Origin of the sequence: Flavobacterium alkalisoli (assembly GCF_008000935.1) — a bacterium.
Lineage (GTDB): Bacteria > Bacteroidota > Bacteroidia > Flavobacteriales > Flavobacteriaceae > Flavobacterium > Flavobacterium alkalisoli.
The window spans coordinates 3,421,353-3,447,122 of sequence record NZ_CP042831.1; the positions used below are offsets into that span (position 1 = coordinate 3,421,353).

Annotated in this window: 29 protein-coding genes; 18 read left to right on the forward strand and 11 right to left on the reverse strand. The window is 37.7% G+C overall.

Translation table 11 applies throughout. The features are described from left to right. The first annotated feature begins 25 nt into the window (after positions 1–25). Genes FUA48_RS15365 through FUA48_RS15375 form a run of 3 tightly spaced genes read left to right on the forward strand, consistent with a single transcriptional unit; the run spans position 26 to position 2,038 of the window. Entirely contained in the window at positions 26–556 is a 531-nt protein-coding gene (locus FUA48_RS15365; protein WP_129751146.1) for an RNA polymerase sigma factor, read from the forward strand. Next, positions 556–1,341, forward strand: coding sequence for an anti-sigma factor (locus FUA48_RS15370; protein ID WP_240732492.1), 786 nt, complete (start codon positions 556–558; stop codon positions 1,339–1,341). Before FUA48_RS15365 ends, FUA48_RS15370 begins: the two co-directional genes overlap by 1 nt. A 7-nt stretch (positions 1,342–1,348) precedes the next feature. Next, positions 1,349–2,038, forward strand: coding sequence for an SIR2 family NAD-dependent protein deacylase (locus FUA48_RS15375; protein ID WP_147584349.1), 690 nt, complete (start codon positions 1,349–1,351; stop codon positions 2,036–2,038). A 1-nt stretch (position 2,039) separates the two neighbouring features. Here the strand turns inward: FUA48_RS15375 and FUA48_RS15380 are convergent, their stop codons facing one another. Then, complete coding sequence (locus FUA48_RS15380) at positions 2,040–2,489, reverse strand: TlpA disulfide reductase family protein (RefSeq protein WP_147584350.1); 450 nt, start codon at positions 2,487–2,489, stop codon at positions 2,040–2,042. A 143-nt stretch (positions 2,490–2,632) separates the two neighbouring features. Here FUA48_RS15380 and purB point away from each other — a divergent pair, with 143 nt between their 5' ends. The 3 genes from purB to FUA48_RS15395 are packed head-to-tail and all read left to right on the forward strand — an operon-like array spanning position 2,633 to position 6,500. Further along, positions 2,633–3,985: an adenylosuccinate lyase gene (gene purB, locus FUA48_RS15385; RefSeq protein ID WP_147584351.1), complete on the forward strand. Its 1,353-nt coding sequence runs from the start codon at positions 2,633–2,635 to the stop codon at positions 3,983–3,985. Positions 3,986–3,998: 13 nt separating this feature from the next. Beyond that, on the forward strand, positions 3,999–4,601 hold the full coding sequence (locus FUA48_RS15390) for an NAD(P)H-dependent oxidoreductase (protein WP_129751139.1): 603 nt from the start codon (positions 3,999–4,001) through the stop codon (positions 4,599–4,601). Positions 4,602–4,607: 6 nt separating this feature from the next. Then, the gene (locus FUA48_RS15395) at positions 4,608–6,500 is read left to right on the forward strand and encodes a monovalent cation:proton antiporter-2 (CPA2) family protein (RefSeq protein ID WP_129751138.1); all 1,893 of its coding nucleotides are present in this window, start codon (positions 4,608–4,610) and stop codon (positions 6,498–6,500) included. An 83-nt stretch (positions 6,501–6,583) separates the two neighbouring features. On the opposite strand, the gene guaB is transcribed toward FUA48_RS15395, so the two are convergent. Further along, positions 6,584–8,056, reverse strand: coding sequence for an IMP dehydrogenase (guaB, locus tag FUA48_RS15400; RefSeq protein WP_147584352.1), 1,473 nt, complete (start codon positions 8,054–8,056; stop codon positions 6,584–6,586). A gap of 142 nt (positions 8,057–8,198) precedes the next feature. Between guaB and FUA48_RS15405 the strand changes: the two genes are divergently transcribed. After that, positions 8,199–8,801: a hypothetical protein gene (locus FUA48_RS15405; RefSeq protein ID WP_147584353.1), complete on the forward strand. Its 603-nt coding sequence runs from the start codon at positions 8,199–8,201 to the stop codon at positions 8,799–8,801. A gap of 15 nt (positions 8,802–8,816) precedes the next feature. On the opposite strand, the gene FUA48_RS15410 is transcribed toward FUA48_RS15405, so the two are convergent. Together FUA48_RS15410 and FUA48_RS15415 are read right to left on the reverse strand one after the other, a co-directional pair. Beyond that, positions 8,817–9,680, reverse strand: a complete 864-nt coding sequence (locus tag FUA48_RS15410) for a hydroxymethylglutaryl-CoA lyase (protein ID WP_147584354.1) — start codon at positions 9,678–9,680, stop codon at positions 8,817–8,819. Between the two features lie 75 nt (positions 9,681–9,755). Next, the gene (locus FUA48_RS15415) at positions 9,756–10,787 is read right to left on the reverse strand and encodes a quinone-dependent dihydroorotate dehydrogenase (RefSeq protein WP_147584355.1); all 1,032 of its coding nucleotides are present in this window, start codon (positions 10,785–10,787) and stop codon (positions 9,756–9,758) included. A 112-nt stretch (positions 10,788–10,899) separates the two neighbouring features. Between FUA48_RS15415 and FUA48_RS15420 the strand changes: the two genes are divergently transcribed. From FUA48_RS15420 to FUA48_RS15435, 4 genes are all read left to right on the forward strand, one after another. Next, a complete protein-coding gene (locus FUA48_RS15420; protein ID WP_147585020.1) occupies positions 10,900–11,508 on the forward strand; it encodes an HD domain-containing protein in 609 nt (202 codons plus the stop codon). A gap of 65 nt (positions 11,509–11,573) precedes the next feature. After that, on the forward strand, positions 11,574–13,148 hold the full coding sequence (locus FUA48_RS15425) for a sensor histidine kinase (protein WP_147584356.1): 1,575 nt from the start codon (positions 11,574–11,576) through the stop codon (positions 13,146–13,148). 76 nt (positions 13,149–13,224) lie between these two features. Then, the gene (gene pepT / locus FUA48_RS15430; protein ID WP_147584357.1) at positions 13,225–14,466 is read left to right on the forward strand and encodes a peptidase T; all 1,242 of its coding nucleotides are present in this window, start codon (positions 13,225–13,227) and stop codon (positions 14,464–14,466) included. 2 nt (positions 14,467–14,468) lie between these two features. After that, positions 14,469–15,044: a YdeI/OmpD-associated family protein gene (locus tag FUA48_RS15435; RefSeq protein ID WP_147584358.1), complete on the forward strand. Its 576-nt coding sequence runs from the start codon at positions 14,469–14,471 to the stop codon at positions 15,042–15,044. A gap of 31 nt (positions 15,045–15,075) precedes the next feature. Here the strand turns inward: FUA48_RS15435 and yajC are convergent, their stop codons facing one another. The 4 genes from yajC to FUA48_RS15455 form a co-directional block, all read right to left on the reverse strand. Further along, complete coding sequence (yajC, locus tag FUA48_RS15440) at positions 15,076–15,351, reverse strand: preprotein translocase subunit YajC (protein ID WP_147584359.1); 276 nt, start codon at positions 15,349–15,351, stop codon at positions 15,076–15,078. A 17-nt stretch (positions 15,352–15,368) separates the two neighbouring features. Continuing rightward, entirely contained in the window at positions 15,369–15,842 is a 474-nt protein-coding gene (locus FUA48_RS15445) for a DUF1573 domain-containing protein (protein ID WP_147584360.1), read from the reverse strand. A gap of 24 nt (positions 15,843–15,866) precedes the next feature. Further along, a complete protein-coding gene (gene nusB, locus FUA48_RS15450; RefSeq protein WP_205729415.1) occupies positions 15,867–16,817 on the reverse strand; it encodes a transcription antitermination factor NusB in 951 nt (316 codons plus the stop codon). 86 nt (positions 16,818–16,903) lie between these two features. Next, complete coding sequence (locus tag FUA48_RS15455; protein WP_129751127.1) at positions 16,904–18,007, reverse strand: Glu/Leu/Phe/Val dehydrogenase dimerization domain-containing protein; 1,104 nt, start codon at positions 18,005–18,007, stop codon at positions 16,904–16,906. Between the two features lie 195 nt (positions 18,008–18,202). Here FUA48_RS15455 and FUA48_RS15460 point away from each other — a divergent pair, with 195 nt between their 5' ends. Then, a complete protein-coding gene (locus tag FUA48_RS15460) occupies positions 18,203–19,960 on the forward strand; it encodes an ABC transporter ATP-binding protein (protein WP_147584361.1) in 1,758 nt (585 codons plus the stop codon). Positions 19,961–20,032: 72 nt separating this feature from the next. Beyond that, positions 20,033–20,404, forward strand: a complete 372-nt coding sequence (locus tag FUA48_RS15465) for a PUR family DNA/RNA-binding protein (protein ID WP_129751125.1) — start codon at positions 20,033–20,035, stop codon at positions 20,402–20,404. A gap of 33 nt (positions 20,405–20,437) precedes the next feature. On the opposite strand, the gene FUA48_RS15470 is transcribed toward FUA48_RS15465, so the two are convergent. Then, the gene (locus FUA48_RS15470) at positions 20,438–20,770 is read right to left on the reverse strand and encodes a tRNA-binding protein (RefSeq protein WP_147584362.1); all 333 of its coding nucleotides are present in this window, start codon (positions 20,768–20,770) and stop codon (positions 20,438–20,440) included. Between the two features lie 65 nt (positions 20,771–20,835). Here FUA48_RS15470 and FUA48_RS15475 point away from each other — a divergent pair, with 65 nt between their 5' ends. After that, on the forward strand, positions 20,836–21,390 hold the full coding sequence (locus FUA48_RS15475) for a thioredoxin family protein (protein WP_147584363.1): 555 nt from the start codon (positions 20,836–20,838) through the stop codon (positions 21,388–21,390). Between the two features lie 24 nt (positions 21,391–21,414). Here FUA48_RS15475 and FUA48_RS15480 read toward each other — a convergent pair whose 3' ends face one another. Together FUA48_RS15480 and FUA48_RS15485 are read right to left on the reverse strand one after the other, a co-directional pair. After that, positions 21,415–21,957 (reverse strand): hypothetical protein, encoded by a 543-nt coding sequence (locus FUA48_RS15480; protein ID WP_147584364.1) that lies wholly within the window; start codon positions 21,955–21,957, stop codon positions 21,415–21,417. Positions 21,958–22,091: 134 nt separating this feature from the next. Further along, positions 22,092–23,024 (reverse strand): peptidylprolyl isomerase, encoded by a 933-nt coding sequence (locus FUA48_RS15485; RefSeq protein ID WP_129751121.1) that lies wholly within the window; start codon positions 23,022–23,024, stop codon positions 22,092–22,094. 106 nt (positions 23,025–23,130) lie between these two features. Between FUA48_RS15485 and FUA48_RS15490 the strand changes: the two genes are divergently transcribed. The 4 genes from FUA48_RS15490 to rplS all read left to right on the forward strand — a co-directional run bounded on the left by FUA48_RS15490 (position 23,131) and on the right by rplS (position 25,711). After that, positions 23,131–23,937: a class I SAM-dependent methyltransferase gene (locus tag FUA48_RS15490; protein WP_147584365.1), complete on the forward strand. Its 807-nt coding sequence runs from the start codon at positions 23,131–23,133 to the stop codon at positions 23,935–23,937. Positions 23,938–23,977: 40 nt separating this feature from the next. Further along, on the forward strand, positions 23,978–24,430 hold the full coding sequence (locus FUA48_RS15495; RefSeq protein WP_147584366.1) for a DUF1569 domain-containing protein: 453 nt from the start codon (positions 23,978–23,980) through the stop codon (positions 24,428–24,430). Between the two features lie 78 nt (positions 24,431–24,508). Continuing rightward, positions 24,509–25,183 (forward strand): tRNA (guanosine(37)-N1)-methyltransferase TrmD, encoded by a 675-nt coding sequence (trmD, locus tag FUA48_RS15500; RefSeq protein ID WP_129751118.1) that lies wholly within the window; start codon positions 24,509–24,511, stop codon positions 25,181–25,183. Positions 25,184–25,360: 177 nt separating this feature from the next. Then, positions 25,361–25,711 (forward strand): 50S ribosomal protein L19, encoded by a 351-nt coding sequence (gene rplS, locus FUA48_RS15505; protein ID WP_147584367.1) that lies wholly within the window; start codon positions 25,361–25,363, stop codon positions 25,709–25,711. The last annotated feature ends 59 nt before the right edge of the window (positions 25,712–25,770 follow it).

Sequence of the window (25,770 nt, forward strand, 5' to 3'; positions counted from 1 at the left end):
GGAGTGCCAAAACCACAATTATTATATGACACAGGAAGAATTACTCGAACAAATCTACAAAAAAGACAGCAAAGCATTCACTACGCTGTATGATATGTATTCCAAAAGCCTTTACGGAGTTATTTACAACCTTATAAAGGACAAGGAAGAATCGGAAGATGTTTTACAGGAAGTTTTTGTAAAAATCTGGAAAAACATCGACTCTTATAACGAAAGTAAAGGACGTTTTTTTACATGGATTCTTAACATAGCACGTAATACAGCTATAGACAAGTTAAGATCTAAAAGCCATAATAACAGTTTAAAAAACCTTTCTACCGACAATTTCGTACATATTCTTGACAACAATTCAACAGTTACCAACAGGATTGATGCCATAGGTATACGTGAGTTTGTTAAGAAGCTGAAACCGGTATGTGTGCGCATCATCGACCTGCTTTTCTTTAGGGGATACACCCAACAGGAAGCATCGGAAGAACTTGCCATACCACTGGGCACAGTTAAAACACAAAACAGAAATTGTATTAGAGATTTAAGAACTATATTAGAGGTATAATGAACACAGAGTATATTGAATCAGGTATTTTAGAATTATATATTTTCGGCCTCCTTTCGGAAGAAGAGAATCTTCAGGTAAAGGAAATGGCCGATAATAATGAGGATGTGAGAGCCGAAATACTATCTATAGAAAAGGCTATCATAGATCTTTCATACAGTGTATCACCGTATCTGTCGGCAGAGGTGTATGAAAAAATTCGCCAGCAACTTATCGAAAAACATGATGGCGTTGTGCAAATGCCACGCAGTAGTACTTCATCTTTTATAGGGTGGGCAGCGGCTGTTATCCTTTTATTCGGATTGGGCTTCCAGTACTACAAGTACAACGAGGCTACCGAAGAGGTACAGGCTGCAGCTAAACAACGTGATAAATTTGAGCAGATGCTTGCCACTGTAAGTGAAGAGAATACGCAAAATGAGAAAGCACTTGCCATCATCCGTGCTAAGAACAACGATGTTATTCCGCTAGAGGGACAACAGGTTGCTCCGGATGCATTTGCTAAAGTGTATTTAAACAGCGAAGACAATAAAATTTATGTCGATATAGCCGGACTACCGGAACCTCCTCAGGGTAAAGTTTACCAGGTATGGGCTTTAAAGCTTACTCCGCAACTTACCCCTACGAGTATAGGTGTACTTGACGACGGACAAAGGGCAGAAAACAAAGGTATCTATGCTGTAGACAACTTTGAAGGTGCCGAGGCTTTTGGTATTACTCTTGAGCCTGCAGGCGGTAGCCCTTCACCTACTCTTGAGCAACTATATACTTTAGGTAAAGTATAATACATAAATGAAAAAGAAACTTGTTGTATTATCGGGTGCCGGTGTTAGCGCCGAAAGCGGAATAAAAACATTTCGTGATGCCGGCGGTCTTTGGGAGGGTCATGACGTGATGGAAGTGGCTTCTCCCGAGGGTTGGCGCAAAAACCCTGCGCTGGTACTCGATTTTTACAACAAACGAAGACGACAGCTTTTTGAAGTTGTTCCCAACAAGGCACATCATATTATTGCCGAACTTGAAAACCATTTTGATGTTACTGTTATTACCCAAAATGTAGACGACCTGCACGAACGTGCGGGAAGTACTAACGTTTTACACCTGCATGGCGAACTACTTAAGGCCCGCAGCGTTAATAACCTTAATGACATAATAGAATGGACTACAGATATTAACGAAGGTGACCTGCATACCGACGGGCATCAGCTACGCCCACACATTGTATGGTTTGGAGAGGCAGTCCCTGCCATAGAACCCGCAGTTACTATTGTAGACCAGGCCGATTATCTTATTGTAATAGGTACTTCGCTACAGGTATATCCAGCAGCCGGACTTATCGATTTTGCAAGACCAAATACTACTATTTATTACATAGACCCCAACCCTGCCCAAATACCTAATTTGAGAAATAAACTGGAAGTTTTTGCACACTCCGGCTCCATAGGCATGGAAATGGTGTATGAAAAATTAAGAGTACTATAATTTACTCAGCCAGATATTTTTCAATTTCTTTTGCCAAATCTTTTCCGTAATGCGGAGCATCGGCATTTACAAGCTTTCCTTTTTTATCGATTATCATATATCTGGGGATTGCTCCTACCGACTGCCCTTTTAAAACCTCCGACCCTTTAATAGGATAATTTAAAAAGTGTGTGTCCTCTGTAAGGCCTTCTTCCTCAATTGCCTTTTTCCATTTGGCATCTTCAATATCCATAGAGATATAGACATACACTACATCCTTACCGTCAAACTTTTTCTTAAACTTAGGCAGTTTTTTCAGCTCTTCTCTACAAGGTTTGCACCAGCTCGCCCAAAAGTCAACCAGTATTACTTTGCCTTTGTTTTGGGCCACAAAAGTGTCAAAAGGATTGTTGCCGGTTTTAAACGAAGTAAGTATTACAAAAAACAGTGAAAGCAAAAAAAATCTTTTCATGGCAAGTGTGTTTTGGTTTCTTTTATTAACTTCTATGTAGCCGTTTTAGTATTAAATAAAGGCAATTTAATTGACTTTGCGGTTTCTTTAATTGCCTGTAAAAGTTTATCTTTGCGCAAATACGTTATTTTAAACAAAAGACAATGCAAAGTTTATCTGAACTGAATGCCATTTCCCCAATAGACGGGAGATATAGAAATAAAACCGTATCATTATCAGGGTATTTTTCTGAAGAAGCACTTATTAAGTACAGGGTGCTTGTAGAGATTGAATATTTTATCGCCTTATGCGAACTTCCGTTACCTCAGCTTACGGGAGTAGACAAAGCTGTTTTTGAGCCGTTGCGCGATATTTACAGAAACTTCTCTTCAGAAGACGCGCTTCAGATAAAAGAAATTGAAAAAACAACCAACCACGACGTAAAAGCGGTTGAGTACTTTATAAAATCGGCTTTTGATAAGCTTAACCTTGAGCAGTACAAAGAGTTTATCCACTTTGGACTAACTTCTCAGGATATCAACAACACAGCCATTCCGCTTTCTACAAAAGAGGCATTTGAAAATGTGTACATGCCAACGCTTATAAGCGTTATCTCTAAACTTAAAGAACTAAGCATTGAATGGAAAGATGTGCCTATGCTTGCCCGTACTCACGGCCAGCCTGCATCGCCTACACGCTTAGGTAAAGAGATACTTGTATTTGTTGAAAGGCTTGAAGAGCAGCTTCGACTGTTATTCAACGTACCTTTTGCCGCTAAGTTTGGTGGTGCAACAGGTAACTTTAATGCACACTTTATTGCCTATCCGCAAAACGACTGGAGAAAATTCGGTAATGATTTTGTTGAAGGTACTTTAGGGCTTAAACACTCATTCCCTACTACACAAATTGAGCACTACGACCATTTTGCAGCCTTTTTTGATGCCTTAAAACGTATCAACAACATCATACTTGACCTTGACAGGGATATATGGACATATGTGTCTATGGATTACTTTAAGCAAAAAATTAAAGCCGGAGAAATTGGATCTTCTGCAATGCCACACAAAGTAAACCCTATTGATTTTGAAAACTCTGAAGGTAACCTGGGTATTGCAAACGCTATTTTTGAACACCTTGCTGCAAAGCTTCCGGTTTCAAGATTACAACGTGACCTTACTGATAGTACAGTACTAAGAAATGTAGGTGTGCCTATTGGTCATACTATTATTGCTTTTGAAGCTACACTTAAAGGACTTAACAAACTTCTTTTAAATGCTGATAAGTTTGAGGAAGACCTTGAGAGAAACTGGGCTGTGGTGGCTGAAGCTATTCAAACCATACTACGTCGCGAAGCTTATCCAAATCCGTATGAGGCACTTAAGGATCTTACAAGGACAAACCACGTGATTAATAAAGAATCTATACATGCCTTTATAGGAACACTTAACGTTACAGACAGCGTTAAAGAGGAGTTAATGAGAATTACTCCTTCCAATTATTTAGGTATATTACCATAAACAAACACAATGTATGCCAAACAGGGTTCTTATTCTCTTCGCTCACCCGCTATTCGAGAAATCGAACCTTAATGACGTACTTGTAAAACACATTCCGGATAATCCTAACATCACGTTTCACGACCTGTACCAGGAATATCCGGAATTTGATGTTGATATGCAGCGCGAACAGGAGTTGCTTTTACTTCACGACATCATTATCTGGCATCATCCTATGTACTGGTACAGCTGCCCCCCACTTTTAAAACAGTGGATAGACATTGTACTGGAACACGGCTGGGCTTACGGAAAAGACGGCAAAGCCCTTGAGGGCAAACTGCTGCTACAAACTATTACAACCGGCGGCCGAAAGGAAAACTACAGCGAAACAGGCCGTGATCGCTATACCATACAACAATTACTGGAACCGTTTAACCAAACGGCTAAAGTTTGTAACCTGACCTATTTACCTCCGTTTATAGTACATGGCGCTCACTCCATGACCACGGAAGGATATGAAGAGAACGGAAAGCTTTACGGTCAGATACTGGAGTATCTGGTTAATAAACCCATAAACCCTAAAGAAATATCCGACTATCAGTATTTTAACGATTGGTTCACAACTAAACTAGGCTAAAAAACTATGGAAACCGGATTTTTCTTTGAGTCGATAATTTATCTGGCTGCAGCTGTTATATGCGTACCTATTGCCAAAAAATTTGGATTAAGTTCCATATTGGGTTACCTCTTTGCAGGTATACTTATCGGGCCGTTTGTGTTAGGGCTAATTGGTCAGGAAGGTGAAGATATTATGCACTTTGCAGAATTTGGTGTAGTAATGATGCTTTTCCTTATCGGATTGGAACTCGACCCTTATAAGTTTTGGAAAATGCGACGGTTTATTGTCGGCATGGGTTCGTTACAGGTATTCGGTACCTGTATTATCCTTTTTGTAGCCTGCTTACTGGTGTTACGTTGGGAATGGCAGGCCACACTTGCTGTTGCACTGGCATTAACACTGTCCTCAACCGCTATTGTACTGCAAACCCTTAAAGAAAAAGGATTATCACAAACCTCAATGGGGCGTTCGGCATTTGCTGTCTTATTGTTTCAGGATATAGCCGTAATCCCTATACTGGCAATATTACCATTGCTGGCTGTTGAGGGCGTTCAAAATACAGGTGTAAACGAATCGCTTATATCAAATTTACAAGGCTGGCTGCAAACCCTTATTGTATTTGGTACCATAGGACTTATTTACCTTGCCGGACGTTTTATAATTGTACCGCTGTTACATGTAATTGCCAACACCAGACTACAGGAACTCTTTACAGCCTCTGCCCTTTTATTAGTACTTGCCGTTTCCTATATTATGCAGTTAGTAGGGTTAAGCCCCGCGCTTGGTGCATTTATGGCAGGTGTGGTATTGGCAAACAGCGAGTTCAGGCACGAGTTGGAAGGCGATATTGCTCCCTTTAAAGGATTACTATTAGGACTTTTCTTTATTGGCGTAGGTGCTTCCATTAACTTTAGTCTTATAATGGTAGACCCTGTGTTTATCATTGTTTTCTGTACGCTGTTTAACGTTATAAAATTCTTTGTCCTATTGGGCATTGGTAAGATATATAAAAAGAGTTCTGATCAAAACCTACTGTTCTCCTTTGCATTGAGCCAGGGAGGTGAGTTTGGTTTTGTAATACTGAGCTTTGCTACACAGCTTAACCTTATGCCTACTTACCTCGCCAGCCAGATGATGGCAGTAATAGCATTAAGTATGCTGGGTACACCCATTTTATTACTGATAAACGAAAAATGGATAGACCCTTATTTTGGAGTTAAAGAAAAACAGTCCAATAAAAATTATGACGACATTGAAAATGAAAAGAATGATGTTATCATTGCCGGATTCGGAAACTTTGGCAGTACCATAGGCCGCTTATTAAAAACAAACGGTATTGGGGCAACAGTATTGGATATGGACTCTGACAGGGTAGATTCCCTGCGTAAAATGGGCTTTAAGGTATATTACGGAGACGCCTCAAGACTCGAACTGCTTAAAGCAGCAGGTTGTGAAGATGCCAAGCTCTTTATAGCCGCAATTGACAACCCTGCGGTAAACCTTATCGTTGTAGAGATGATACGCAAGCATTTCCCTCACCTAAAGATATTGGCAAGGGCAAGAAACCGTAGCAATGCCTTTGAGCTCGTAGATATGGGTATTAATCAGTTTTATCGTGAAAACCTGTATAGTGCAGTCCATTTAGGCGTAGATGCCTTAGTGGAACTGGGCCATCGTCGTTATACCGCTACCAGACAAGGGCAACGCTTCATAAAATATGACGAGCAGGCCGTATTACGACTTTCACAAAAACGACATGATAAAAAAGCTTTCCTTATGACTGCAAAAGAAGAGATTGAAATGCAGGAACAGCTACTGAAAAATGACCTTTATGCACAGCTTGGCGCTAATGATCATGCCTGGGAAAGTGAAGACCTGAGAAAAGAAAACCTCGAAAACTCACAAAGCAAAAAATAAAAAGAGCCTATACAATAAATACAAAAAGCAGAAGTAGTACTTCTGCTTTTTGTATTATGATTTAAGTCTTTCGACTTTCCGTCTTATCTTGAATAGTTTGGAGCCTCTTTAGTGATAGTCACATTGTGAGGGTGACTCTCAGATATACCGCTTGACGTTAAACGTACAAAACGGCTTGTTTCCTGTAGTGTAGGGATATCTTTAGCACCACAGTAACCCATACCTGCACGAAGACCACCGATAAACTGAAGCATACTTTCAAAAAGCTCTCCTTTGTATGGTACACGGCCTACGATTCCTTCCGGAACAAGTTTCTTAACATCATCCTCTACATCCTGGAAGTAACGATCTTTAGAACCTTCTTTCATAGCCTCTACAGATCCCATACCACGATATGATTTAAACTTCCTTCCTTCAAATATGATTGTCTCTCCAGGAGATTCTTTAGTACCTGCAAGTAACGAACCAAGCATTACACAGTCGGCTCCTGCAGCAAGTGCCTTAGGAATATCACCCGTATAACGGATACCACCATCAGCAATTACAGGAACACCTGTGCCTTTTAATGCAGCAGCAACTTCAAGTACCGCAGAGAACTGAGGGAAACCAACACCTGCAACTACACGTGTAGTACATATTGAACCAGGACCAATACCTACTTTTACAGCATCGGCACCGTTTTCTGCAAGGTATAGAGCAGCTTCGGGAGTAGCAATGTTACCCACTACAACATCTAGCTGAGGGAATTTAGCTTTTACTTCTTTCAACACACTTACAACACCTCTTGTATGTCCGTGAGCCGTATCAATAATAACAGCATCAACTCCGGCATTTACAAGTGCTTCTGCCCTTTGTACAGCATCAGCAGTAACACCTAAAGCTGCAGCTACTCTCAGTCTTCCGAAAGTATCTTTGTTAGCGATAGGTTTTTGTGTAAGTTTAGTAATATCCCTAAATGTAATTAGGCCTACAAGTTTGTAGTCACCATTTACAACAGGTAGTTTTTCAATTTTATGTTCCTGAAGAATACCTTCGGCAACCTCAAGGGTTGTACCCTCACCTGCTGTTACAAGATTCTCTGAAGTCATTACTTCAACTATAGAGCGTGCACCGTCTTTTTCAAAACGAAGGTCACGATTAGTAACAATACCTTTAAGTATTCCGTTTTCATCTACTACAGGTATACCACCTATACCAAACTCACGCATTGCATTTTTAGCATCAGCAACAGTTGCATTAAGAGGAAGCGTAACAGGATCTATAATCATACCCGACTCTGCCCTTTTCACTTTTCTTACCTCTGCAGCCTGGCGCTCAATAGTCATATTTTTATGTAATACACCTATACCACCTTCACGAGCCATAGCAATAGCCATAGCGCTTTCAGTCACCGTGTCCATAGCCGCCGAAACGATAGGAACGTTTAATGTTATATTTTTTGAGAATTTAGATTTGATACTTACTTCGCGCGGAAGTATTTCAGAATAATTTGGAACCAGCAGTACATCATCGTAAGTTAGACCTTCACCGATGATTTTAGTTGTGTGTGCTTTCATGTTGCAATTGTCGTTAAATTGCATGCAAATATAAGACATTTCTATTGAATGTGCTACAAGAGTTTCAATAATATAAATTTATCATAAAATAGAGACTATTTATAGTTATATTCGTAAACATCCAACTAACATCTATATAATAATGAAAATAAAGATTACCATAATTTTACTTTTAGCAATATTAGTAAGTGCTTTTACTATAAATAAACAGGAAAAAATCGTAAAAGCTGAAGAATTTCAAAAAGAGGCAGACACCATCGGGCTTAAATTTGTAATGCCGGAAAACTATAAAGAAACCGTTGTAAAGAAAAACAGGGATTTATGGTACTCCTTTGCTATAAAAAATAAGGATGCCGATTTTGAGATACGCTACACCATAAGATCACTTAAGCCGCAATTTGAAGAGTATGAAAAATGTAAACTGGATAAAAATTGTTTAATGATAAACCCTAACAATATCTACAAAGGAACTACAATGACAAACGTACTCAACATGACCGCAGGACAGGGGGCGGAAATAGGACCTTTTCCTACTGAGGCAGTAAAAAGCGAATTTAATGCTGACGCAGGAGGATCTGCTTTTTTTGAGTTCAATTGCGAATTCGGAAAAGGATATAAGTATGGGCAGATGGTTTACTTACATAAAGACAATGTAGCCGATGTAATAATAACCTACCTGAGTAATGACGTAGACGTCCATTCAGACTTAATGATGGAGCCTTTTCATGCACTTACTTTTAAATAAAGACAGTTTTATTAATTAATGATACTCGGTAAAAATTTTAGTAGCCTCATTGTAGGCACTCTCAAAACTAAGTGAGTTTAGGTTGCTTGTAACTTTCTCAGCCGTAAAATAAGAAAGCATCTTTTCGGTAGGCATATTACCCGTTAGGTCGTCTTTTGCCATAGGGCATCCGCCAAAGCCCTGTATAGCCCCGTCAAAACGTGTACATCCTGCCTTGTAAGCTGCATCTAATTTTTCAAACCACTTATCAGGTGTAGTATGCAAATGCGCCCCAAATTCAATTTCTGGGTATTTAGGGATAAGATTAGAGAAAAGATACTCTATAACTTCAGGTGTTGAACTGCCTATAGTATCAGAAAGTGAAAGGATTTTCACTCCCATACCGGCAAGCTTTTCTGTCCACTCCCCTACTATTTCCACATTCCACGGGTCACCATAAGGATTACCGAACCCCATAGAAAGGTAAGCAACCACTTCCTTATTGCTTTTATGGGCAATATCAAGTATTTCCTGTAACGTAATTATAGATTCGGCTATGGTTTTGTGCGTATTACGCATCTGGAAGTTTTCCGATATGGAAAAAGGATAACCTAAGTATTGTATTTCGCTGTGTACCGACGCGTTCTCTGCCCCTTTAGTATTCGCTATAATAGCTAACAGTTTACTTTTTGTAGCACTTAAATCAAGCTTTGCCAAAACCTCGGCAGTATCCTGCATTTGAGGGATGGCTTTAGGCGATACAAAACTGCCAAAATCGATAGTATCAAACCCCACCCTTAAAAGCGACTGTATATAAGCCACTTTCTTATCTGTTGGTATAAAGGCTTTGATGCCCTGCATGGCATCTCTCGGACACTCGATAATCTTAACCTGTTTCATAGAGGCCCAAATATAAGTAAAGAATCGGGTTTAACGAAATCGTTTTCTCTTAAAAATACCTTACAAAGCTAAAGATTACTTTTTAGCAAGCAGCCTTTTATTTATGGCTTTTATAAGTCCCGGACCTTCATAAATAAAGCCCGTATAAAGCTGTACCAGGCTCGCACCTGCTTCCAGTTTTTCAATAGCATCATCGGCAGAGTGAATACCTCCCACTCCTATTATAGGGAATGCCTTATTACTCTTTTCTGAAAGGAACCTTATTACCTCGGTAGATCTTTTAGTAAGAGGCTTACCGCTAAGTCCGCCCATTTCTTTTTGGTTTTCAGATATTAGCCCTTCACGTGAAATGGTAGTGTTGGTAGCAATAACACCCGCTATTTTTGTAGTTTTTACAATATCAATAATATCCAGTAACTGGCTATCAGTAAGATCAGGAGCTATTTTAAGCAATATCGGTTTCTGTACCGGTTTTGTTTGATTTTTATCCTGTAGTGTTTGCAGTAATTGTGTAAGAGGCTCTTTATCCTGTAGTTCCCTAAGGTTTGGGGTATTTGGCGAACTTACATTTACCACAAAGTAGTCTACATAATCATATAGTGCATCAAAGCATATTTCGTAATCGCTTACAGCATCTTCGTTAGGGGTCACTTTGTTTTTACCAATATTACCTCCTATAAGCACGTGGCCTTTACCTGCCGGGTTCTTTTTAAGACGCTCCACAGCAGCGGCAACTCCGCCATTATTAAAGCCCATTCGGTTAATAAGACCACTGTCTTCCCTAAGCCTGAAAAGCCTTTTTTTAGGGTTACCATCCTGTGGTTTTGGAGTAAGTGTTCCTATCTCAATAAAGCCAAAGCCCAGGTTACCAAGCTCTTTGTACAGTTTTGCATCTTTATCAAGCCCTGCTGCAAGTCCTACCGGATTCTTAAATTTAAGCCCGAATACTTCACGCTCCAGTTTTGGGTCATTTACCTCATACATCGATTTAAGCAAGGACGGCATACCCGGTATGCTGTTTAAAAATCTGATGGTTGAAAATGTAAAGTGGTGGATTTTTTCCGGATCAAAACGGAATAATACAGGCCTTATTAAAGATTTGTACATAGCTAAATTATTGTGCGTGCAAATTTAAGATTATCTGTAGAATATTATAAACTTTATAAGCCTTAAAATTTAAAAGTTATACATAATTTTGAAGGAATTATACATCACCACTATGCTTAAGAGTGTATTTACAGAACTGGTAAGCCAATATAAAAACGAAACTGCAGAAACACTTTGGCTTGAAATAAACGAGCATTATAACGGAAAAGACCGCAAATACCATAATCTTATACATTTAGAAAACATGTATAAAGAACTGCTAGCCTGTAAAGAGCTCATTACAGACTGGAAAACAGTTCTTTTTGCTTTGTTCTACCATGATATTATATATAAGTCAACCAGAAACGATAACGAAGAGCAAAGTGCTTTACTTGCCGAAAAAAGGTTAAAACTTATAAACTACCCTGAAGACAGGATTGCAAAGTGCAAACAACTGATTTTAGCTACAAAGTCACATTTACCGGTAAGCGATATAGATACCAATCTGTTTACGGATTCCGATCTTTCCATACTGGGATATGATTGGGAAACGTACTACGACTACTCAAAAAACGTTAGAAAAGAATACTCTTTCTATCCTGACATTCTTTACAAGCCGGGAAGAAAAAAAGTTTTACAGCATTTTCTTTCTATGACGTACATATTTAAAACCGACTATTTCAGGGAAAAATATGAGGACAACGCTAAAGAAAACATAAGAAAAGAATTAACCAAACTTTAGCTAACCTTAAAAACAACACTATTATTAAATTATTATATTTGAATCATACCTAGCTATATACAGTAATGAATAATTTCAATGAAAATACTGCACCTGCCTCATTAAGTTTTGAACTTATGAAAATGGCATTTGATGCCCCTAACAATCGCAGTATATTCTTTACTCCTGTGTACAATGAAGAAAAAGAAATTATAGATTTCAGGTTCACTTTATTAAGCCGTGGTACAATAGACTTCTTTAAAGGTATAGACCGTACCGGGCAAACATTACTGGAAATATTGCCCGATCAGATAGCCCAAATAGAAAGTTTAAAAAAAGCTTTTTTAGACAACGAACAACAAAATTGGGTTAGGTATTATGAAAATCTTGAAGGGAAACAACATTGGTTTAAAGTATCTGACTGCAAAGTAGGCAATGGTGTTTATAGAATATGGGAAGATATTACCGAACAAAAAATTGCCGAGAAAAAAATCAATGCTCTTTTAGCCGAACAGATTGAAGATAAGTACCTTTCTTTATTTAATTCTGTCGACCAGGGCTTTTGTATTATTGAGATGATTTTTGATGAAAACGATAATGCTATAGATTATCGGTTCATAAAAACCAATCCTGCTTTTGAAAAACAGACAGGATTAAAAGACGCCATCGGCAAAACCATGAAAGAAATAGAACCTAAACATGAAAATCACTGGTTCGAAATTTATGGTGAAATTGCAAAAACAGGTAAACCTCAATATTTTGAACAGGAGGCAAAAGAGCTTATTAATGGATGGTATGAGGTTTCTGCCTTTCCTTTAAATGAAGAGCTCAACAATAAAGTAGCAGTTATATTTAATGACATTACAGCCCGTAAAAATGTACAAAAAGAATTGAGTGAGTTTAACTCCCGACTTGAGGAAGAAGTTAGAGAAAGAACCGCATCGTTAAAGAAAGTGAACTCCTTACTGGAACAAAAAAATATACAGCTGGAAAACTCCAACAGGGAGTTGGAATCGTTTAACTATATTGCCAGTCATGACTTACAGGAGCCTTTAAGAAAGATACAAACGTTTATAAGTTTCATTAAAGACAGAGACATGTCGCGTGAAGAGGCAGAACCTTACATCAAGAAAATACACAGCTCTGCAGGACGTATGACACAGCTTATTAAAGACGTATTGGTATACAGCAGGCTATCTGTAGAAAAAGAATTTGTAGATGTTGACCTCAACGATATTCTTGATAATGTTATTGCCGATTATGAGCTTTTAATAAAGGAAAAAAAAGCTAAAATTGAAAAAAGCTGGCTGCCTACCTTAAAAGCAATACCCTTACAAATGGAGCAGCTGTTTTCTAACCTTATAAGCAATTCATTAAAATACAGCAGCGAAAAACCGGTTATTACCATATCACACGAAATAAACCCTTTAACCAATACAATCCATCTTATCTTCTCAGATAATGGTATTGGTTTTGATGCACAATACAGCGAACAGATATTTAAATTATTCCAAAGGCTTCATGGAAAAGGAGATTATGCCGGTACCGGAATAGGCCTAAGTATATGTAAAAAAATTGTTGAACAGCACAGAGGAACTATATCGGCAAAATCACAACCGGGCATGGGTGCTACTTTTAACATTACACTACCTTTAAACTAGGTTATTAAGCTGCTTAAAATTATTGTACTTCGGGGCAAAATTGTAAATTTGATGCTTCATTTAAAATTTATTAAAAATGCAGCATATTATTGACCGCTTTATTAGCTATGTCACTGTTGATACAGAATCTGATCCAAACTCTAACACTACACCCAGTACTGCAAAACAATGGGACCTTGCCAACCAGCTTGTAGAAGAACTTAAAGCTATAGGTATGGAAGATGTTACCATAGATGAGCATGCTTATATTATGGCTACGCTTCCTTCAAATGTAGATCATGAAGTACCTGTAATAGGTTTTGTTTCTCACTTTGACACTACTCCCGATTTTACAGGAGCTAATGTTAATCCACAAATTATAGAAAACTATGATGGTGGCGACATAATACTTAATAAAGAGCAAAATATAGTGCTGTCTCCGGGTTATTTTAAAGACCTTTTACAATATAAAGGGCAAACCCTTATCACTACCGATGGAACGACTCTTTTAGGAGCAGACGACAAAGCAGGTATTACAGAAATTGTTACTGCTATGGAGTACCTTATTAAGCATCCTGAAATTAAGCACGGTAAAATACGTGTAGGTTTTACTCCGGATGAGGAAATTGGTCGTGGAGCTCATAAGTTTGACGTAGAGAAATTTGGCGCAGACTGGGCTTATACAATGGACGGCAGCCAGATAGGTGAACTTGAATACGAAAACTTTAATGCTGCAGGCGCTAAAATTACTTTTAGCGGTAAGAGTGTACACCCTGGTTACGCTAAAGGAAAAATGATAAACTCTATGTTATTAGCCAATAAGTTTATCTCTAAACTTCCTAAAGAAGAAGTACCTGAGAAAACTTCAGGTTACGACGGGTTCTTCCACGTAACAGGAATAAACGGAAGTATTGAGGAAACTACAGTTCAGCTTATCATCCGTGATCACGATAAAAAGAAATTTGAAAAAAGGAAAAAGCTTGTTGCCAAGATTACTGAAAGTATCAATGAAAAATATGCTAAGCAATTTGGCGGTGACATAGCCAAAGCTGAGATAAAAGACCAGTACTTTAACATGAAAGAAAAGGTTGAGCCCGTTTTCCATATTGTAGAGATTGCTGAAAAAGCTATGAAAGAACTGGGTATTAAACCTATCATCAAACCTATTAGAGGTGGGACAGATGGTTCTCAGCTATCATACATGGGCTTACCTTGCCCTAACATATTTGCGGGTGGACATAACTTCCACGGAAAATATGAATATGTTCCTGTAGAGAGCATGCAAAAAGCTGTAGAAGTAATTGTAAAGATTGCAGAGCTTACAGCTGAAAAGAAATAACGATGGAAGAAAGAAAAACATGGGATAAGACCAATCAGTGGAGCGAAGAGCTTGAGCTGCTTAAAAGTATTATCAATAAAACCCCGTTAACCGAAACGACCAAATGGGGAGGTATTGTTTACACCTATAACGACAAGAATGTTTTGGGGATAGGCGGTTTCAAAAACTTTTTTACCATATGGTTCTTTAAAGGTGTTTTTCTTAAAGATGAACAAGAAATACTTGTAAACGCTAACGAGGGGAATACAAAATCGTTAAGACAATGGCGCTTTACCTCAAAAAAAGAGGTTAACGAAAAAGAGGTGCTTAAGTATATTAACGAAGCTATTGAGGTAGAAAAAGCAGGACTTGAAATTAAACCTGAAAAAAGAGAAACGGTAATACCCGAATACCTTCAGGAAGAACTGGACAATTCTACAGCCTTAAAAGCTGCTTTTGAGCAACTAACACCCTTTAAGCAGCGTGAGTATGCCGAATTCATTGAAACTGCCAGGAGAGAAGCTACAAAGCTTTCAAGAGTGGAAAAAATTAAGCCCATGATTCTTGACGGAATCGGGCTTAATGATAAGTATAGATAAAAAAATCCTCAGCGTTTGCTGAGGATTTTTTTTATTTCTGATTCTGAAGTTTTTGAGAAAGTTCAGATGATATAGCAGAACGCTCCATTTTAAGCTTACCTGCCATAGTCTCGATAACTACAGTAGTTTCTGCTATTTCAGCAATCTTACCGTGAATACCGCTTTTTGTAACTATTTTATCACCTACCTTAAGGTTACTTTCAAATTCCTTTTCTTTTTTCTGTCTTTTTTGTTGCGGAACAATCATTAAAAAATAAAATATCGCAATAATTAAAACTAAAGGACCAAACTGTTGAATTGCTTCCATGTTGTTTTATAAAAATATTAGTGTGATGCTGCACCTATTCCTTGTGGAGCATTAATTTCTGCCGTAAATTTAAGTACGTCTGTTCCTGATTCAGTATTAGAGTGTACGTTTACAGTTTTGCTTTGTTTACCTGATTTACCGTTAGAATCGAAAACCACTTTAATCTCACCAGACGCACCCGGTGCAACAGGAGTTTTAGTCCATTCAGGAGCAGTACAACCACAGCTTGGTTTAACCTGGCTGATTACTAGGTCTGCAGCACCTTCATTAGTAAACTTATATACATACTCAACTTTATCACCCTGTTTAATGGTTCCAAAGTCGTGTTCCATTGTTTCAAATTTAATTACTGGCATTTTTCCAGCTTCAGCATGAGCTATTTCTGCTTGTTTTGCTGCGTTTTCATCAATTTTAAGCGCTGCGTTTTCTTTGCATGAAACTGAAAGTACTAAAGATGCTATGGCCAGCATAGCAGCTGATTTTTTTAACATAACTAATAGTTTTTTAAATTGGTTCTACATTAAACCTCTGCCGGTTTTTACTAATTTATTGGTGTTTTGATAGTCTTTAATCAAATTATCAAGAATACCGTTGATAAAGATACTGCTTTTTGGTGTAGAATACTCCTTAGCGATCTCAAGATATTCGTTAATTGTTACCTTAACAGGAATAGACGGGAATTTTAAGAATTCGCAAATTGCCATTTTAAGGATAATAGAGTCAATTTCAGCAATACGTTCAGCATCCCAGTTAGGGGTTTTATCGATAAACTCCTGAGAAAGTTCAGACTCGTTAAGTACGGTCTTTCTAAACAGACTCTTTACAAACTCCCTGTCGTCAATATCTTTAAAAAGCTTAGGTATATAAAGGGCATCTACATCTTCCTCAACATTCTTTATCTGCTTAAGCTGCTTAACAATCATTGTATTAACAAGCGGAATATCATCTACCCATGTTAATTTATGATCTTCAAGATATTCATACAGCTTTTCGTTTGGAGCTACAACCTCTGTAAACAGGTCTACAACAAAATCCCTGTCTTCAAAAAAGTTATTCTCCTTTGTCTCCATATATTTTTCATACACTTTGCTGCTTTTAACAGCATCAAGAAGGATAAGGATATAATCGTCGTTGTTTTTCCAGTTTGTAATCTTCCTGTCTTCCATAGCAATACTTAACGAATTGCTGTCGTTTAGAAGCTTAAGTACAATATTGTTTACAAACTTTTTGTTGGGATTGCGCTCCAGTGCGGTAGCAAGGTGCTTTTTGCTGGATCTCTCTAAAAACAGTTCTTCACTGTTACGAATTTCTACCAATGCAGAAAGCATAATCAGGTACAGGTCCTGAACGTTTTCAATACTTTGGAAAAGAAATTTCTCTTCCTTATCAAGGCTATCTGAACCATTTTGATGCATGGCATAAATTGACTGCATCACTTTAACACGAATATGTCTTCTGTTTAACATCCGTACGTAAGAACTTTTAAAAATTAGCGAAGCGAAAGAGGTCTTCTTTCGCTTCGCAAAAATAGTAATATTATTTTTAAGGCTTATTATTTAGCCATTTCTTTTTTTCTGTCGTCAATGCGTTTTTGAGCGATAGACATTGCAGCCTGCTGTGTAGTTACACCGTTAGCTTCTGCAAAGTGGAATATCTCTAATGTTGTGTTGTAGATATTCTCTGTTCTCTTCATTGCCTCTACTTTATCATAACCTGCAATCTCTGCATAAACGTTAATGATACCACCTGCATTGATTAGGAAGTCAGGAGCATAAAGAATACCTCTTTCCTGAAGCATCTTACCGTGAATATTTTCGTTAGCAAGCTGGTTGTTTGCAGCACCTGCAATAACTTTAGCTTTAAGCCTTTCGATAGTTTCATCGTTTACAGTAGCACCTAAAGCACAAGGAGCATAAATATCTACATCTGCACTGTAAATATCATCACCCATAAATATTTTAGCACCATACTTAGCACCCACTTCTTCCATTCTTGCCTGGTTGATATCAGATATCTGTACAAGAGCACCTTCTTTAGTAAGATAATCAATAAGTGTTTCACCTACGTGACCTGTACCTTGCACTAATACTCTTTTACCATCAAGGCTTGCTGAACCAAACTGGTGCATAGCAGCAGCTTTCATACCCATATAAACACCGTAAGCAGTTACAGGAGAAGGGTTACCGGAACCACCTCTTTCTTCAGAAATTCCTGTAACATAAGGAGTCACATCACGGATAAGGTCCATATCAGGAGTTGTTGTACCCACATCCTCTGCAGTGATATATTTACCGCTAAGAGAGTTTACAAACTGACCGAATCTTGTAATAAGCTCGGGAGTCTTATCTAATTTAGAATCACCAATAATAACAGCTTTACCACCACCCAGGTTAAGACCTGAGATAGCCGATTTGTATGTCATACCTCTTGAAAGCCTTAACACGTCATTTAAAGCTTCCCATTCGTTTGCATACTTCCACATTCTTGTACCTCCAAGTGCAGGTCCTAAAACTGTATTATGAATACCGATTATTGCTTTTAAACCAGTATCTTTGTCATGACAAAAAACAATCTGTTCGTGGTCATTGAAAGAAGCCTGCCCAAAAACCGGATCGACTTTTGTAAGTTCGTTAGCTTTAACAACTTCTGTTATCATGATAATATTTTTTAAATTGAAATTTATTCAAAAACAGTGTACAAAAATACATTTAAATTTAAGATACGGCAAAATAAATCCTTTTTTTTAAGTTTTCAATAATAAAAATACATTAATTTTGATAGGCTAATTACCTGACCAATAAACTGATTTTAACAATTTTAGCTAAAAAAATCCTGATTTAACAATATTATCATGAAGGAACTTCAGCATTTAAACAAATACTTTATAAAATATAAATTTCAATTTCTTTTAGGGATTTTTATCACGATTATCGCCAATATATTCTCTTTATTTTCACCGGAATATACCGGGGCGATATTAACCTCTATAGAAAAGGCAACTTCGGGTAAAATTACAGCGTCAGTTGCACAAGAACAGATATTTCACAGTATCCTTATAATTATAGGTACTACCCTGCTTGCCGGTGTACTTACCTTTTTTATGAGGCAAACTATTATAGTAATGTCAAGGCATATTGAGTTCGACTTAAAGAACGAGATATTCGAACATTATGAAAAGCTTTCGCAAAACTTTTATAAAAAGAACCGCACTGGCGACCTTATGAACCGCATTAGCGAAGACGTAAATAAGGTACGTTCTTATGTAGGCCCTGCTATAATGTACAGCCTTAACACCATTATACGTTTTGCGGTTATTACCACACACATGATAATTATATCGCCAAAACTTACACTTTACACGCTATTGCCATTACCTATACTATCATACAGTATATTTAAGATAAGTGTCGAAATAAACAAACGCAGCACCCGCTATCAGGAAAACCTGTCTAAACTTGCAACATTTACACAGGAAATGTTTTCAGGCATAAGGGTAATAAAAGCCTACGCACTTGAAAAACAAAAACAGGACGATTTTACCGACCTTTCAAGAGACAGTAAAGACAAAAATATGAGCCTTGCTAAAGTAAGCGCGCTATTTGGTCCGTTTATGATATTACTAATAGGTATAAGTAACCTTGTTGTAATATATGTAGGTGGTAAAATGTATATAGACGGCACCATTGCAGAAATAGGTACCATTGCACAATTTATACTATACATAAACATGCTTACATGGCCTGTTGCTTCTTTAGGATGGATATCAAGTATGGTTCAGGAAGCTGAGGCTTCACAAAAAAGGATTAACGAGTTCCTTAAAACAGAGCCGGAAATACAAAACACAAATCCGGAACACTCGGTTATCGAAGGTGATATCGCATTCACCAATGTTACCTTCACCTATGAAGACACCAACATTACAGCACTTAAAAATGTATCGTTTAGTGTAGAGAAAGGTGAAACACTGGCTATTCTGGGAAAAACAGGATCGGGTAAATCTACCATCCTTTCCCTAATTAGCAGGCTATATGATATTGAGGAAGGTAAAATAACTGTTGATGGTACCGATATTAAGAAACTTAATTTATACGACCTTAGAAACAGTGTAGGCTTTGTACCTCAGGACGCATTCCTTTTCTCAGACACCATTAAAAACAATATAAAATTTGGTGATGAATATGCTACTGATGAAGAAGTAGTTTCTGTTGCCAAAAAAGCTGTGGTACACAATAATATTATAGCTTTTAACAAGGAATACGAAACCGTATTAGGCGAAAGAGGTATTACACTTTCAGGAGGACAAAAACAGCGTGTTTCCATTGCACGAGCCATGATTAAAAATGCACCTGTATTATTGCTGGACGACTCGCTTTCTGCAGTAGATACTGAAACTGAGGAAGCTATATTAAATAACCTTATGGAGTTTTGTAAAGACAAGACTACTATTATTGTAAGCCACAGGGTATCCTCTGCCAAGAATGCCGATAAGATCATCATTTTAGAGGACGGAGAAATCATTCAGCAAGGAACTCACAATCAACTTGTAAACGAACCGGGATATTACAAAGAGCTATATTTAAAACAGCTTTCAGAAAAAGAAATAAATTAAATTGTTGGATTATTAAGATTTTTTTTAGATTTTTGGTAGCTACATAAACCAATTAAAAAAGTACGAAGGATTATGAGAGATAATGACATGCTTGAAAAAGAAGAAATCTTTTCTAAAGTTTTAAGGGCAGGAAGAAGGACATATTTTTTTGATGTGAGATCCACTAAAGCTGACGATTACTACCTAACAGTTACTGAAAGCAAAAAGTTTACAGAAGAAGATGGTTCTTTCCACTTTAAAAAACACAAGATTTATCTTTACAAGGAAGATTTCGCTGCTTTCAAAGAAATACTTAATGAAATGACCGATTATGTACTTGCACATAAAGGTGAAGAAGTAATATCTGAAAGACACCAGAAAGATTTCAAAAAACTGTTTGCCGATAAAGCTGAGGAAACTGTTACAACCGAAAGCTTTACAGACGTAAACTTTGACGACATTTAATAAAAAAACTGCCAATAGGCAGTTTTTTTATTTTTATCCTATTCGCAATCCGTTTTCTACTTTAAAATCGGGTGCCAGTAGTACAATATCATTATCTGCACCCATAGCACCAAGTACCAGGCATTCGCTCATAAACTTCCCTATCTGCTTTTTAGGGAAATTCACCACAGCAACAATCTGCCTGCCGGTTAGCTGCTCCTTTGTATAGCGCTTTGTAATTTGCGCAGATGATTTCCTCACCCCTATTTCAGTCCCAAAATCTATAGTAAGCTGATAGGCAGGCTTTCTGGCTTCAGGAAAATCATTTACAGCAGTTATAGTACCCACCCGCATCTCGGTTTTCTCAAATTCTTCCCAGGTTAACATAGCTTTTTCTTTTTATTTTATTTTAAAATTTATCGTAATTTGCTAAAATAAATCTTTTCTAAAAAATGGCAAACACACCCTCAAATATGCTTCCGTTAGGCACTATAGCACCCGAGTTCCATTTAAAGGACACCAACTCCAGCAACAGCTTTTCTTTTAAGGATATTAAAGGAGAAAAAGGGACGTTGGTCATGTTTATATGTAACCACTGCCCTTTTGTATTGCATGTTATTGAGGAAATAGTAATGATTGCCAACGATTATACCGTACAGGGAATAGGTATGGTAGCCATTAGCAGTAACGATCCTGTAAAGTACCCTCAGGACGGACCCGACCGTATGACGGAGTTTGCCTTTAAAAATGATGTAGATTTCCCTTATCTTTTTGATGAAACCCAAGAAGTAGCAAAAGCATACGATGCTGCCTGTACCCCTGACTTTTACTTGTTTGATTCTCAAAACCGACTTGTATATCGCGGCCAGCTTGACGATTCACGTCCGGGTAATAACATACCGGTAAGCGGTAGCGACCTGCGCAACGCAATAGATGGCATTTTATACAACCGTACTATACCTGAGCCTCAAAAACCAAGTATGGGTTGTAATATAAAATGGAGATAGATTAATAAATTACTTAATTGCAATTTATTTCTTTTCAAGTACTATCTCCAAAGGCTTGTTTGTCTTACGCCCAAACTTAATTGCAGCATCCCTACTTTCATTAGAGCAAAGTACATACATATTGTAGGCATAAAGCTGAATAATTACAGGTTTATAAGCTCCCGTTGTATCTTCAACCTTTATACTGTAACTATCTGCAGGAAAAGTATTAGCTACAGATAACAGGTAATTATCTTTAGCAAAAGGAAAAAACCAACGCTCTTTTGTAGCGGTAGCGCCTTCCTCCAGCCTTTTATTATTATCATCTATAAGATAGTTAAGCGAAAACTGAAGCGGTTTGTTAGCATTACTCCAGCTATACATATTATTTACATTAATAAGGTCACGACCCAAGCTGTCTACAACAGTAATCTTAAGATTTTTTACGTTTTCCTCCTTACCCTGCTCATGTACATGCAATACCAGATATGATGTAAAATCATACCCGCAATGCATGGTAGAACCCGGTAACTGGGCTTTTGCGGTAAAACCTATCAATATCGTAACTAAGAATAAAAGCTTTTTCATAACACTGTAATGTATTTCACAAAAATAAGCCATATAAACATCACATTCAAAAAGTATTCCAATAAAAAAGCGCCTCAAAAAGAAGCGCTTTAAATATTTAAAAGCATAAGAATCTCATTTCTGAAATCTCAATACTATTTTACATCCATTAGTTCCACATCAAAAATAAGTGTAGCATCCGGCGGAATAACACCACCTGCACCACGAGAACCGTAACCTAAATGAGAAGGAATAACAAATCTTGCTTTATCACCAACCTGTAGTAAAGCAATACCTTCATCCCATCCTTCAATTACATGACCCATACCAAGTGGGAAATCAATAGGCTGTTTTCTTTTGTATGATGAATCAAACACCTGTCCGTTATCTAAAGAACCTGTGTAGTGAACAGATACAGTTTTTCCTTTTTCAGCTTTCTTGCCGCTACCTTTCTGGATTATTTTATAACGAAGTCCGCTATCTGTTTTATCAAAACCTGCAGCAAGCTTTTCCATTTCAGCTTCAGCTCTTTCTTTTTCCTCAGCAATACGTTTTTCACGCGAACCTTCAAAAGTTCTGAAAGCCTCAATCGCATTCCAGTTTTTAGCCTCATCACCTTCACGGATAATCTCAATACTCTCAATAGCATCTCCCTGAGCAACTGCATCAACAATATCCTGACCTTCTACCACATGTCCGAAAACAGTGTGTTTGTTGTCTAACCAAGGCGTTTCTACGTGAGTGATAAAAAACTGAGATCCGTTAGTACCGGGACCTGCATTTGCCATAGAAAGTACTCCCGGCTTGTCGTGTCTAAGTTCGGGGTGGAACTCATCATCAAACTGATAACCAGGACCACCAACACCTGTTCCTACCGGGCATCCTCCCTGAATCATAAAATCAGGAATAACCCTGTGAAATTTAAGTCCGTTATAATATGGTTTGCCTTGTGGCTTAGCATCGTTTTCAAGATTACCTTCGGCAAGTCCTACAAAGTTACCTACAGTACCAGGCGTTTTATCATGAGTAAGTTTTACTAAAATAGAACCTTTTGGGGTATTGAATTTAGCGTAAATTCCGTTTTCCATCTGTCTTTATTTTTTAATATGAGGCGCAAATTTACAAATTAATTACCACTAAACCTGATAACGAATTATAAGAAAAAGGTAAATTTGGATATCAAACCCAAAAGCTATGGAAAACGAAAGCAATTACATAAACATAAATAAAGATGCCTGGAACAAAAAGACGGAATTCCATATCGACTCCGCTTTCTACAATATGACCGGGTTTCTTAATGGAGAAACATCTTTAAACAGCATTGAGGTTGAACTTTTAGGCAACATTACGGGTAAAAAAATACTGCACCTGCAATGCCATTTCGGCCAGGACACCTTGTCTTTAGGAAGAATGGGCGCCCAGGTTACCGGAGCAGATCTTTCTGATGTTGCTATCAATAAAGCCCGTGAACTTGCCATAACCACAGGAATACCTGCTAACTTTGTATGTTGCGATATTTATGACCTACCCAATCATCTGGATGAAAAATTTGATATTGTATTTACCAGTTATGGCACTATTGGTTGGCTGCCCGACCTTGACAAATGGGCAAAAGTGATTAATCATTTTTTAAAACCGGGAGGCAGTTTTGTTTTTGCAGAGTTCCATCCTTTTGTATGGATGTTTGACAGCAGTTTTCAAAAAATAGATTACAGCTATTTTAATGTAGAGACTATTATTGAAACCGAAACAGGAACTTATGCCGATAAAGCAGCACTGATGGAGGCAAAAACCATTTCATGGAACCATGGCCTTAGCGAGGTTTTTACCAGTCTTATTTCTAATAATCTTGAAATTAAGACGTTTAAGGAGTATGATTATTCTCCCTACAATTGCTTTAGCAACATGAAAGAATTTGAAAGCAAACGCTTTAGAATCCCTCATCTTCAAAACAAAATTCCTTTTGTTTATGCACTTGTAGCCGTGAAAAAGTTAGATTAATAATCCTTAAATTTGGGAGAAATTTTCAAAAAACGAACTTATGCCGAGTATATTTAATCCCTCCGATAATAAAGAACTTATAGAAAGAATAAACCAGCTTACGCCAATTACCCTTTCTCAATGGGGAAAAATGACGGTAAGCCAAATGCTGCTGCACTGCCAGCAGCCTATTAAGGTAGCCCACGGCACATTGCAATTAAAGCCAAACAAGCTTCTTGTTTTCTTTTTTGGTAAATCGGCCAAAAAGAAATTATTACAGCCACAGCCTTTTGGCAAAGGCATGCCTACCGCAAAAGAGTTTAGGGTATCTCACGAACCTGATTTTGAAACCTCAAAAAACGAACTTGTAGAACTTGTAGAGGTTTTTGCCAAAGATGGACACAAGTGCATAAAAAATCTTACACACCCTTTCTTTGGCACAATGAATATGGAAGAATGGGATGCATTACAGTACAAACACCTTGATCACCATTTAAAACAATTTGGAGCATAATAAACAACGGCTAACCCTTTTGCAGGTTAGCCGTTAAACTTTGTATCTTTGCCGCTTTAAAACTCTGAAACTTTAAAAATGCGCATAGACATTATAACTGTACTGCCCGAACTTTTAAGAAGCCCATTTGAAGCCTCTATACTTAAACGCGCCATAGACAAAGGCCTTGTGGAAGTACATCTACATAACCTAAGGGATTACAGCACCAACAAACATAAAAACGTAGACGACTACCAGTTTGGTGGAGGTGCCGGTATGGTTATGATGATAGAACCTATAGACGCATGCATAAGCAAACTGAAAAGCGAAAGGGAATATGACGAGGTTATCTATATGACTCCCGACGGGGAAACCCTTAATCAGGGAATGGCTAACCGAATGTCGTTACTTAAAAACATCATTATACTTTGCGGACATTATAAAGGTGTTGACCAGCGTGTTCGCGATCATTTTATTACCAAAGAGATTTCTATTGGAGATTTTGTACTATCGGGAGGTGAGCTTGCAGCAGCTGTTGTTGCCGACTCCATAATACGACTTATACCGGGCGTATTAAGTAATGAAACCTCTGCTCTTACTGATAGTTTTCAGGATAACCTGCTTTCCCCTCCTATCTACACGCGCCCGGCGGAATATAAGGGATGGAAAGTACCTGATGTGCTTTTAAGCGGAAACTTTGCCAATATTGACAAATGGAGGGAAGAAAAAGCTTTTGAACACACAAAAAACAGAAGGCCTGATCTTTTGGAATAAGATACAAAACCAAAACAACGCTAAACAACTGAATCTTAACACTTAAGAAACAGTTATTTTACACTTAAATTTGTTTTGACGTTTAGAAAAAATAACTATATTTGCAGCCAATTTCGGATCAACCTCTGGCGAAAACCGTGAATGTTGTTCTGATTCAAACTATATAAATTTAAAATCATGTCTGATTTAGTAAAATTCGTTCAGGACGAATTCGTTGCGAAAAAAGATTTCCCTGAATTCAACTCAGGAGACACAATTACTGTGTACTACGAAATTAAAGAGGGTGAAAAAACAAGAACTCAGTTCTTTAAAGGTGTTGTTATCCAAAAAAGAGGTGCTGGTATCACTCAAACTTTCACCATCCGTAAAATGTCTGGTTCAGTAGGTGTAGAGCGTATCTTCCCTATCAACATGCCTGCATTACAAAAAATTGAAGTTAACCAAAGAGGTAAAGTTAGAAGAGCTCGTATATTCTACTTTAGAGACCTTACTGGTAAAAAAGCAAAAATCAAAGAAAGAAGAAGATAATTTCTTTGATTGCAGTATACAAAATCCCTACGCATTGCATAGGGATTTTTTTATGCCTT

What these genes read in the sequence shown, in the direction of transcription:
- purB (WP_147584351.1), top strand. Translation starts at nt 2,633, where the DNA reads ATGCAAAGTTTATCTGAACTGAATGCCATTTCCCCAATAGACGGGAGA.
- FUA48_RS15480 (WP_147584364.1), bottom strand. Translation starts at nt 21,957, where the DNA reads ATGAAAAAGCTTTTATTCTTAGTTACGATATTGATAGGTTTTACCGCA.
- FUA48_RS15415 (WP_147584355.1), bottom strand. Translation starts at nt 10,787, where the DNA reads ATGTACAAATCTTTAATAAGGCCTGTATTATTCCGTTTTGATCCGGAA.
- pepT (WP_147584357.1), top strand. Translation starts at nt 13,225, where the DNA reads ATGCAGCATATTATTGACCGCTTTATTAGCTATGTCACTGTTGATACA.
- guaB (WP_147584352.1), bottom strand. Translation starts at nt 8,056, where the DNA reads ATGAAAGCACACACAACTAAAATCATCGGTGAAGGTCTAACTTACGAT.
- FUA48_RS15460 (WP_147584361.1), top strand. Translation starts at nt 18,203, where the DNA reads ATGAAGGAACTTCAGCATTTAAACAAATACTTTATAAAATATAAATTT.
- FUA48_RS15390 (WP_129751139.1), top strand. Translation starts at nt 3,999, where the DNA reads ATGCCAAACAGGGTTCTTATTCTCTTCGCTCACCCGCTATTCGAGAAA.
- FUA48_RS15435 (WP_147584358.1), top strand. Translation starts at nt 14,469, where the DNA reads ATGGAAGAAAGAAAAACATGGGATAAGACCAATCAGTGGAGCGAAGAG.
- FUA48_RS15405 (WP_147584353.1), top strand. Translation starts at nt 8,199, where the DNA reads ATGAAAATAAAGATTACCATAATTTTACTTTTAGCAATATTAGTAAGT.
- FUA48_RS15475 (WP_147584363.1), top strand. Translation starts at nt 20,836, where the DNA reads ATGGCAAACACACCCTCAAATATGCTTCCGTTAGGCACTATAGCACCC.
- FUA48_RS15485 (WP_129751121.1), bottom strand. Translation starts at nt 23,024, where the DNA reads ATGGAAAACGGAATTTACGCTAAATTCAATACCCCAAAAGGTTCTATT.
- rplS (WP_147584367.1), top strand. Translation starts at nt 25,361, where the DNA reads ATGTCTGATTTAGTAAAATTCGTTCAGGACGAATTCGTTGCGAAAAAA.
- FUA48_RS15445 (WP_147584360.1), bottom strand. Translation starts at nt 15,842, where the DNA reads ATGTTAAAAAAATCAGCTGCTATGCTGGCCATAGCATCTTTAGTACTT.
- yajC (WP_147584359.1), bottom strand. Translation starts at nt 15,351, where the DNA reads ATGGAAGCAATTCAACAGTTTGGTCCTTTAGTTTTAATTATTGCGATA.
- trmD (WP_129751118.1), top strand. Translation starts at nt 24,509, where the DNA reads ATGCGCATAGACATTATAACTGTACTGCCCGAACTTTTAAGAAGCCCA.
- FUA48_RS15455 (WP_129751127.1), bottom strand. Translation starts at nt 18,007, where the DNA reads ATGATAACAGAAGTTGTTAAAGCTAACGAACTTACAAAAGTCGATCCG.
- FUA48_RS15425 (WP_147584356.1), top strand. Translation starts at nt 11,574, where the DNA reads ATGAATAATTTCAATGAAAATACTGCACCTGCCTCATTAAGTTTTGAA.
- FUA48_RS15365 (WP_129751146.1), top strand. Translation starts at nt 26, where the DNA reads ATGACACAGGAAGAATTACTCGAACAAATCTACAAAAAAGACAGCAAA.
- FUA48_RS15465 (WP_129751125.1), top strand. Translation starts at nt 20,033, where the DNA reads ATGAGAGATAATGACATGCTTGAAAAAGAAGAAATCTTTTCTAAAGTT.
- FUA48_RS15395 (WP_129751138.1), top strand. Translation starts at nt 4,608, where the DNA reads ATGGAAACCGGATTTTTCTTTGAGTCGATAATTTATCTGGCTGCAGCT.
- nusB (WP_205729415.1), bottom strand. Translation starts at nt 16,817, where the DNA reads ATGTTAAACAGAAGACATATTCGTGTTAAAGTGATGCAGTCAATTTAT.
- FUA48_RS15470 (WP_147584362.1), bottom strand. Translation starts at nt 20,770, where the DNA reads ATGTTAACCTGGGAAGAATTTGAGAAAACCGAGATGCGGGTGGGTACT.
- FUA48_RS15495 (WP_147584366.1), top strand. Translation starts at nt 23,978, where the DNA reads ATGCCGAGTATATTTAATCCCTCCGATAATAAAGAACTTATAGAAAGA.
- FUA48_RS15380 (WP_147584350.1), bottom strand. Translation starts at nt 2,489, where the DNA reads ATGAAAAGATTTTTTTTGCTTTCACTGTTTTTTGTAATACTTACTTCG.
- FUA48_RS15490 (WP_147584365.1), top strand. Translation starts at nt 23,131, where the DNA reads ATGGAAAACGAAAGCAATTACATAAACATAAATAAAGATGCCTGGAAC.
- FUA48_RS15410 (WP_147584354.1), bottom strand. Translation starts at nt 9,680, where the DNA reads ATGAAACAGGTTAAGATTATCGAGTGTCCGAGAGATGCCATGCAGGGC.
- FUA48_RS15370 (WP_240732492.1), top strand. Translation starts at nt 556, where the DNA reads ATGAACACAGAGTATATTGAATCAGGTATTTTAGAATTATATATTTTC.
- FUA48_RS15375 (WP_147584349.1), top strand. Translation starts at nt 1,349, where the DNA reads ATGAAAAAGAAACTTGTTGTATTATCGGGTGCCGGTGTTAGCGCCGAA.
- FUA48_RS15420 (WP_147585020.1), top strand. Translation starts at nt 10,900, where the DNA reads ATGCTTAAGAGTGTATTTACAGAACTGGTAAGCCAATATAAAAACGAA.